The following is an 8,536-nucleotide window of genomic DNA, read 5'->3' as shown; positions in this document are numbered from 1 at the left end:
ACACGCCGTGCGTGTCGCACCTGGGCCCCGCAACCGGTCGCACGAGTGCTCCCCGCTCGACGGGGCAGGGACGGGCAGCGGCGGTCAGTGCGTGATCGAGAACCTCGAGTACAACCACCTCAGGTGCTTGGGGGCCCACCAGTTGGCCCGGCCCAGGAGCGTCATGGTGGCCGGCACGAGCAGGATCCGCACGATCGTCGCGTCGATGAAGACCGCCACGGCCAGCGCGAACCCGACCTCCTTGATCACGAGCAGCTCGCCGAACACGAAGCCCGCGAACACCACGATGATGATGGCCGCGGCCGAGGTGATGATGCGCCCCGACCTCTGCAGGCCCAGCCGCACGGCCTCGTCGTTGGACAGGCCCGCGTCGTGCAGCTCCTTGATGCGCGAGAGCAGGAAGACCTCGTAGTCCATGGCCAGGCCGAACGCGAACGCGATCACGAGCGCCACGACGTAGGTCTCGATGCCGCCCGCCGACGAGAAGTCCAGCACGCCCTCCAGGTGCCCCTCCTGGAACACCCACACGAGCACGCCCAGCGACGCGGCCAGCGACAGCACGTTGGTCAGCAGGGCCTTGACCGGGATGAGCACCGACCCCGTCATGAGGAACAGCAGCACGAACGTCGCCACGACCACGATCCCCACGGCCCACCACACCCGGTCCGCGAGCGCCGCCCGGAAGTCGACCTGCCCGGCCGCCTGGCCCGTGACGTAGAAGTCGAAGCCGGGGTCCAGGGCCCGCACCTCGTCCACGACGGCCACCGCCTCGGGGCCGCCCGCGTCGTCGGCGTCGACGTGGACCCCGACGACCGCGTGGTCGGTGCCCACGGCGACCGCCGGGTCGACCCGCTCGACGTGCTCGAGTCCCGCGATCTCCTCGGCCCAGGCCTGGGCCTGCTCGGGCGTGGAGTCGGTCACGACGCGCAGGTCGGGACTCTCGGAGGCGGGGAACTGCGCGGTGACCTCGTCGACGAACTCGCGCTGGGGCGAGCTCTGGGGCAGGAGCTCGATGCCCGAGTTGCGCATCTGCAGACCCAGGACGGGCAGGGCCAGGACGACCAGGACCGCCACGGTGCCGAGCATGACCCACACCGGGTGGCGCTGGACGCGGCCGGTGAGGCGCGAGAACACGCCCTCGTCGGACTGGACGTCGGCCGTGCGCGCCAGGACGGCCCGCAGCCCGGGGACGCGGCTGAGGACGCTGGGAGCCACCAGGCGGTGCCCGGCGAGGGCGAGCAGTGCGGGCACGAGCGTCATGGCCGTGGCCACGGCGATCAGGATGATCGCGAGCCCCGCCGCGCCGATCGCGCGCAGGATGTCGGGCTCGAAGACCATGAGCCCGGCGATGGAGATGGCGACGGTCAGCGCGGAGAAGGCGACGGTGCGTCCCGCGGTGGCCATGGTGCGCACGACCGCGGCCGTGACCTCGGCCTGTGACGACGGGCCGGACGTCGTGGCCCCACCGGGGGCACGCTCGTCGACGAGCCGGTGCAGCTCCTCGCGGAAGCGCGAGACGATCAGCAGCCCGTAGTCGATCGACAGGCCCAGGCCCAGCAGGGTCACGACGTTGACGACCGACGCGTCGATCGTGAGCGGGTAGGACAGCGCGAGCAGGACCCCCAGGCCCGCGCCGATCGAGGCGATGGCCCCCGCCATGGGCATCGCGGCCGCGAGGAACCCGCCGAAGACGAGCACCATGACGAGCAGGGCGATGGGCAGGGCGATCATCTCGCCCGTCGTGAGGTCCTTCTCGACCTGCGACGTGATGGCCTCGACGATCAGGTCGTTGCTCGAGACGAGCCCGGTCGCGCCCGGCGCGGCCTCGGCCAGGTCCTCGGGGACGGCCTCGAGGCGTTCGACGACGTCGCTCGCCGCAGCGGCCGTGGCCTCCTCGTCGAGGCCCGCCTCGAGCGTGACCGACACCAGGAACCCGTCTCCGTCGGCCGCGACGAGCGACCGGGCGGCCTCGGTCTCGAGGCCCCCGGGGATCACGAACGGGTCGACGACCGTCGCGACCCCGGTGATCGCGTCGAGCTGCTGGTGCACGGGGTCCATGGCCGCGGCGACCGCGGGGTCGGCCGGGTCGGCGCCGCTCACGAGCAGCGAGATCTCCTCACCCGTCGTGTCCTGGTCGGTCAGGATCTGCGTGCCGCGCTCGCTCTGCGAGCCCGGGACCGCGGGCTCGCCCGTGGTCAGGCGGTCGAACAGGCTCTCGCCGTGGACGCCCACGACGGCGAGCGCGAAGCCGAGGACGGTCAGCACGACCCAGACGGCGACGGTCAGGCGGGGACGGTGGGCGACGGCGCGCCCCAGGCTCTCGAACACCCGGCCAGCATGGCACCTCGGCCGGGGCGGTGCCGGGTCGTGCAGGATGTGGGCGGACCGGAGTCGGTGAGTGTGGGTGGCGGTGCGTAGGCTCGGTGCATGCTTCCCGGGATGGACCTGTTCGACGCCGCGACCTCCGGCACCCAGGGGACACCCCGCCCGGGGCCGGGCTCGCCCCTCGCGGTCCGGATGCGCCCGGCGGCCCTCGAGGAGGTGGCCGGGCAGGAGCACCTGCTGGTCGCCGGCTCGCCGCTGCGTCGCCTGATCGACGTGGACGGGCCGGGTGCCTCGCGTGCGGCCCCGGGCTCGGTCATCCTGTGGGGCCCGCCCGGCACGGGCAAGACGACGCTCGCCTACCTCATCGCCTCGACCTCGGGCCGGCGCTTCGTCGAGCTCTCGGCCGTCACCGCGGGCGTCAAGGACGTGCGCCAGGTCATCGACGACGCCCGGCGCCGTCTGGCCACGGGCGGCGAGGAGACCGTCTTGTTCATCGACGAGGTCCACCGCTTCTCCAAGTCCCAGCAGGACGCGCTGCTGCCCAGCGTGGAGAACCGGTGGGTCACGCTCGTGGCGGCCACCACGGAGAACCCGAGCTTCTCGGTCAACTCGCCCTTGCTCTCGCGCTCGCTCCTGCTGACCCTCAAGCCCCTCACGTCGGGTGACGTGCGTGCCCTGGTGCACCGCGCGCTGGTCGACGAGCGCGGGCTGGGCGGGGCCGTCACGCTCGCGGAGGAGGCCGAGGAGCACCTGGTCCGCCTCGCGGGCGGCGACGCCCGCAAGGCCCTGACGATCCTCGAGGCCGCGGCGGGCGCCGCGCTCTCGGAGGTACCGGACGCCCCGGTGCGCACCACGGGTTCCGACGACGACGCGCAGGACCCGGGCGACGCCGTCGGGCGTGCGGGCGCGGACGACCCGAGGGAGGGGGCGGAGGCTCCCGACGAGGGCGAGGACCGCGCGACCGGGGAGAGCCCTGCGCCGGCGACGGCGCACGGCGCCGTGGTCGTCGACCTCGAGACCATGGAGCGCGCGATCGACGTCGCCGCGGTCCGCTACGACCGCGACGGCGACCAGCACTACGACGTCACGAGCGCCTTCATCAAGTCCGTGCGCGGCTCGGACGTCGACGCATCCCTGCACTACCTCGCGCGCATGATCGCCGCGGGTGAGGACCCCCGGTTCATCGCCCGGCGCATCGTCATCTCGGCCGCGGAGGACGTCGGCATGGCCGACCCCAGCGCCCTGCAGACCGCGGTCGCCGCGGCCCAGGCCGTCGCGCTCATCGGTATGCCCGAGGCCCGGATCATCCTGGCCGAGGCTGTCGTGCACCTCGCGACGGCCCCCAAGTCCAACGCGGCCTACCTCGGGATCGACGCGGCCCTCGCGGACGTGCGCGCGGGCAAGGTCGGCACGGTGCCCGCGCACCTGCGCGACGCCCACTATGCGGGGGCCAAGGAGCTGGGGCACGGCAAGGGGTACAAGTACGCGCACGACGCCCCGCACGCGGTCGCGCGCCAGCAGTACCTCCCGGACGTCCTGCAGGGCACGCGCTACTACACCCCCACCGACCGCGGGTTCGAGCGCTCGGTGACCGAGCGGCTCGAGCGGATCCGGCAGATCCTGGGCGACTGAGGGCCGGCGGACGGAGCTGGGGTGCTCGTCGGCACGTCACCGGCGGCCCGTGACCAGGGCGCGGCCCGCCCCCCGTGCCCCGTGCGGTAGACTTCTCAGGTTGTCTCCGCCCGTCAGGGCAGGGACGGCCACCTGGGACCTCGGCCCCGCAGCCCCGCAGGACACCCTCGACCCAGGTCGAGGGGAGTCGCATCCTCACGGATCACGGTGGTGGCTCATCGGCTGGTCCCGCACCCGGCAATCCGCACGGGTGTGACGTCAAGAACACGACAGGACAGGAACACACTGTGTCTTCAGTGACTCGTTCGCGCCGCCAGGTTCGCCTGAGCCGCGCGCTGGGCCTCGCGCTCACGCCCAAGGCAGTCAAGCACTTCGAGAAGCGTCCCTACCCGCCCGGTGAGCACGGCCGCGCCCGTCGCCGCACCGAGTCGGACTACGCGGTCCGTCTGCGCGAGAAGCAGCGTCTGCGCGCCCAGTACGCGCTTCGCGAGAAGCAGATGGCTCGCGCCTACGAGGACGCTCGCAAGGACGCCGGTCTGACCGGTGAGGCCCTGGTCGAGAACCTCGAGATGCGTCTCGACGCGCTCGTGCTGCGCTCCGGCTTCGCCCGCACCATCCTGCAGGCGCGCCAGGCCGTCGGCCACCGCCACATCCTCGTCGACGGCAAGATCGTCGACCGCCCCTCGTTCAAGGTCAAGCCGGGTCAGACGATCCAGGTCAAGCCGAAGAGCCAGGCCACCACGCCGTTCCAGGTCGCCGCTGCCGGTGCGCACCGCGACGTCCTGCCGGCCGTCCCAGCCTACCTCGACGTCCAGCTCGAGAAGCTGAGCGCCGTCCTGGTGCGTCGCCCCAAGCGCGTCGAGGTCCCCGTGACCTGCGAGGTCCAGCTCGTCGTCGAGTACTACGCTCGCTGATCCTCCTGCGCGGCTGCTGCCGCGCGCCGTGCACGAACGCCTCGCTCACCGCTTCGACGGGGAGCGGGGCGTTCGTGCATCCGGGTAAGGTTTCGCGAGGCGTGCCGCTCGTCGCGTCGCACCATCGAAGGAGGAGCAGGAGATGTCCGTAGGAGATGTGGCCGGGCTGATCGCCGCCATCGCATTCGTGCTGCTGGTCGGGGTCCTCGCGGTTCCTCTGGTCAAGCTCGGCCGGGTCCTCGACGAGGCCCGCGTGAGCATCAAGGAGGTCACGGACCACTCGGTGCCGATCCTCGACGAGGCCGCGACCACGGTCGCGACCACGAACAGCCAGCTCGTCAAGGTCGACACGATCACGACGTCCGCGGCCCAGGTCAGCGAGAACGTCTCGGCGCTGACCGGGCTGTACGCGGCGACCTTCGGGGCCCCGCTCGTCAAGGTCGCGGCGTTCACCTACGGCGTGCGCCAGGCCTTCGCTCGCGCCTCGGGGCGCTCGGGCCCGCGGGCCGGTCGCTGATGCGACGGGTCTTCTGGGTCGGCGTCGGCGTCGCCATCACGGTCGTCGTGGTGGTCAAGGGGCGGCAGGTGATCGCGCGCTACGCGCCCGCCTCGCTCGTCGACCAGGCGACCGACCAGGTCAACGCGCTCGGCGAGAAGGCCACGGGCTTCGTCGCGGTCTTCCGCGAGGAGTTCCGCACCGCGCGCGACGCGCGCGAGGCAGAGCTGCTCGCGGCCCTGCTCGCCGAGGGGCAGCCGCACCCCGACGACGTGCGAGCGGCCCGCGCCGCCAGGCGCGAGAGGACGGGCAGCCCCGACCTCGACGACGACGAGGACCTCCTGGGGTACTCGTTCTACTGATCCACCTGCCGGACCACCCCCGCCGGCCGACCTCCGCCCGTCGCGCACCGCGCACGGCCCGGGAGGGAAGCACGGCGGGAACATACTTGTTCTAGCCGGTGCCGGCCGCCCAGCGGCGGGCCCGGCCCGTTCCATCACCGACCTCCGAAGGACATCATGCGTACCGCCGAGATCCGCAAGCGTTGGCTCGACTACTTCGCCGCCCAGGACCACACCGTCGTGCCCTCGGCGTCGCTGATCTCGCCGGACCCGTCGACCCTGTTCACCATCGCGGGCATGGTGCCGTTCATCCCGTACATGACGGGCGAGCAGACCGCGCCCTGGGAGCGTGCGACGAGCGTCCAGAAGTGCGTGCGCACGCTCGACATCGAGGACGTGGGCAAGACCACGCGTCACGGCACGTTCTTCCAGATGAACGGGAACTTCTCGTTCGGCGACTACTTCAAGGAAGGTGCCATCACCTACGCCTGGGACCTCATCACGCGGTCGCAGGACGAGGGCGGCTACGGCATCCCCGAGGACAAGATCTGGGTGACCGTCTTCCACGAGGACGACGAGGCGCGCCGGCTCTGGAAGAAGATCGCCGGTCTGCCGGACGAGCGCATCCAGGGCCTCGGCATGGGACCCAACTACTGGTCCACGGGTGCCCGCGGACCGGCCGGCCCGTGCTCGGAGATCTTCTACGACCGCGGCCCGGCCTACGGCCCCGACGGCGGCCCCGCGATCGACCTCGCGGGCGACCGGTTCCTGGAGATCTGGAACCTCGTCTTCATGCAGTATGAGCGCGGGGACGGTGGGACCAAGGAGTCCTTCCCCATCCTGGGCGAGCTCACGAAGAAGAACATCGACACCGGCATGGGTCTCGAGCGCGTCGCGTTCGTCCTGCAGGGCGTCGACAACATGTACGAGATCGACGAGGTCTTCCCCGTCATCGCCGCGGCCCAGGAGCTCTCGGGCAAGCGCTACGGTGCGAACCAGGACGACGACGTGCGCATGCGCGTGGTCGCCGACCACGTCCGCTCGGCCCTCATGATCATCAGCGACGGCGTGCGCCCCTCGAACGAGGGCCGCGGCTACGTCCTGCGCCGGCTGCTGCGCCGCTCGGTGCGAGCCATGCGCCTGCTGGGCGTCGAGGACCCCTCGCTACCCCAGCTGTTCCCCGTCTCGCGCGACGCCATGCAGGCCTCCTACCCGGAGGTTGGCACCGACTTCGAGCGCATCTCCCAGATCGCCTACGCCGAGGAGGAGGCGTTCCGCCGCACCCTGACCTCGGGCACCACGATCCTGGACACCGCCGTCGCGGCCGCCAAGACCACGGCCGGGGCGGGCGGCACGCCCGTCCTGCCCGGCGACCAGGCGTTCGCCCTGCACGACACCTACGGCTTCCCGATCGACCTGACCCTCGAGATGGCCGCCGAGCAGGGCGTCCAGGTGGACGAGAAGGCGTTCCGTGCCCTCATGCAGGAGCAGCGCACGCGCGCTCGCGCCGACGCGCTCGCCAAGCGCACGGGCGGGGTGGACACCGCTGCCTACGAGGCGCTGCAGAGCGAGCTCTCGCGCCCCGTGGAGTTCCTCGGGTACACCGATGCCACGGCGTCGGTCAACGTCGTGGGCCTCCTGGTCGACGGCGTGCCCTCCCCGGCAGCGACGGCCCCGGCCGACGTCGAGGTCGTGCTCGACCGCACGCCGTTCTACGCCGAGGCCGGTGGCCAGCTCGCCGACCACGGGACGATCGTGCTCGACGGCGGCGCGACCATCGAGGTCGACGACGTGCAGCGCCCCATCAAGGGCTTCTCGGTCCATCGTGGACGCCTCGTCGAGGGTGTAGTGGCGCTCGGAGACCCCGGCACCGCGCAGATCGACACGGCGCGCCGCAAGGCGATCAGCCGCGCCCACACCGCGACGCACATGATCCACAAGTCCATCCAGGAGGCCCTGGGCAAGGACGCGACGCAGGCCGGCTCGGAGAACGCCCCGAGCCGCATCCGCTTCGACTTCCGCGCCTCGAGCGCCGTGCCTGCGGGGGTCCTGTCCGAGGTCGAGGAGCGCGTCAACACCCAGCTCGCCGAGAACCTCGAGGTCACGGACAAGGTCATGCCCATCGCCGAGGCCAGGGCGCTGGGCGCCATGGCGTTGTTCGGCGAGAAGTACGGCGACCAGGTGCGCGTCGTCTCGATCGGCGGCGACTGGTCGCGCGAGCTGTGCGCGGGCACGCACGTCAAGCAGTCCGGCCAGCTCGGCCTGGTCACGCTGCTCGGCGAGTCCTCGATCGGTTCGGGCGTGCGCCGCGTCGACGCGCTGGTCGGCGACGGGGCCTACGGCTTCCAGGCCAAGGAGCACGCCCTGGTGGGGCAGCTCACGGGCCTGCTCAACGTGCGCACCGAGGAGCTGCCGGACCGGGTGAGCTCGCTCGTCTCGCGCCTGCGCGACGCGGAGAAGGAGCTCGGTGCGCTGCGCCAGGCCCAGCTCCTGGCTGCTGCCTCGAACCTCGCGGCCGGTGCGGAGACCGTGGGCACCACGCGCGTCGTGGTGCACGACGCGGGCGAGGTCGCCTCGGCCGACGACCTGCGCGCGCTCGCGCTCGACGTGCGCGGACGCCTCGCGGACTCCGCACCGAGCGTCGTCGCGGTCGGCGGCGTGAGCAAGGAGCGCCCCCAGGTCGTCATCGTCACCAACGCGCCGGCGCGCGAGGCGGGCCTGCGGGCCGGTGCCCTCGCGAAGAAGGCGTCGGGCGTGCTCGGCGGCGGCGGCGGCGGCAAGGACGACATGGCCCAGGGTGGCGGCACCGACGTGTCCGCGCTCCCGGC

Annotated in this window: 6 protein-coding genes; 5 read left to right on the top strand and 1 reads right to left on the bottom strand. The window is 72.3% G+C overall.

The window, feature by feature from the left end:
* Window positions 1-84 precede the first annotated feature (84 nt).
* On the bottom strand, window positions 85-2,328 hold the full coding sequence (locus H9641_RS07865) for an MMPL family transporter (protein ID WP_191802535.1): 2,244 nt from the start codon (window positions 2,326-2,328) through the stop codon (window positions 85-87).
* A 111-nt stretch (window positions 2,329-2,439) separates the two neighbouring features.
* On the opposite strand from H9641_RS07865, the gene H9641_RS07860 reads away from it, so the two are divergent.
* From H9641_RS07860 to alaS, 5 genes are all read left to right on the top strand, one after another.
* Window positions 2,440-3,957 (top strand): replication-associated recombination protein A, encoded by a 1,518-nt coding sequence (locus H9641_RS07860; RefSeq protein ID WP_191802638.1) that lies wholly within the window; start codon window positions 2,440-2,442, stop codon window positions 3,955-3,957.
* Window positions 3,958-4,244: 287 nt separating this feature from the next.
* On the top strand, window positions 4,245-4,871 hold the full coding sequence (gene rpsD, locus H9641_RS07855; RefSeq protein WP_056652049.1) for a 30S ribosomal protein S4: 627 nt from the start codon (window positions 4,245-4,247) through the stop codon (window positions 4,869-4,871).
* Window positions 4,872-5,013: 142 nt separating this feature from the next.
* A complete protein-coding gene (locus H9641_RS07850; protein ID WP_056652045.1) occupies window positions 5,014-5,388 on the top strand; it encodes a DUF948 domain-containing protein in 375 nt (124 codons plus the stop codon).
* On the top strand, window positions 5,388-5,729 hold the full coding sequence (locus H9641_RS07845) for a hypothetical protein (RefSeq protein ID WP_191802533.1): 342 nt from the start codon (window positions 5,388-5,390) through the stop codon (window positions 5,727-5,729). The genes H9641_RS07850 and H9641_RS07845 overlap by 1 nt, the downstream gene beginning before the upstream one ends.
* A gap of 156 nt (window positions 5,730-5,885) precedes the next feature.
* Window positions 5,886-8,536, top strand: a 2,651-nt coding sequence (gene alaS, locus H9641_RS07840; RefSeq protein WP_191802636.1) for an alanine--tRNA ligase, incomplete at its 3' end; no start/stop codon positions are given.

The organism is Oerskovia merdavium, from assembly GCF_014836755.1.
Classification (GTDB): Bacteria; Actinomycetota; Actinomycetes; order Actinomycetales; family Cellulomonadaceae; genus Oerskovia; species Oerskovia merdavium.
Note: the sequence above shows the minus strand (reverse complement) of the source record. Positions and strands in the feature narration are given on the sequence as shown.

Bases quoted from the DNA above. Each gene is read 5' to 3' on its own strand.
- H9641_RS07845 (WP_191802533.1), top strand. From the start codon at position 5,388: ATGCGACGGGTCTTCTGGGTCGGCGTCGGCGTCGCCATCACGGTCGTC.
- H9641_RS07850 (WP_056652045.1), top strand. From the start codon at position 5,014: ATGTCCGTAGGAGATGTGGCCGGGCTGATCGCCGCCATCGCATTCGTG.
- H9641_RS07860 (WP_191802638.1), top strand. From the start codon at position 2,440: ATGGACCTGTTCGACGCCGCGACCTCCGGCACCCAGGGGACACCCCGC.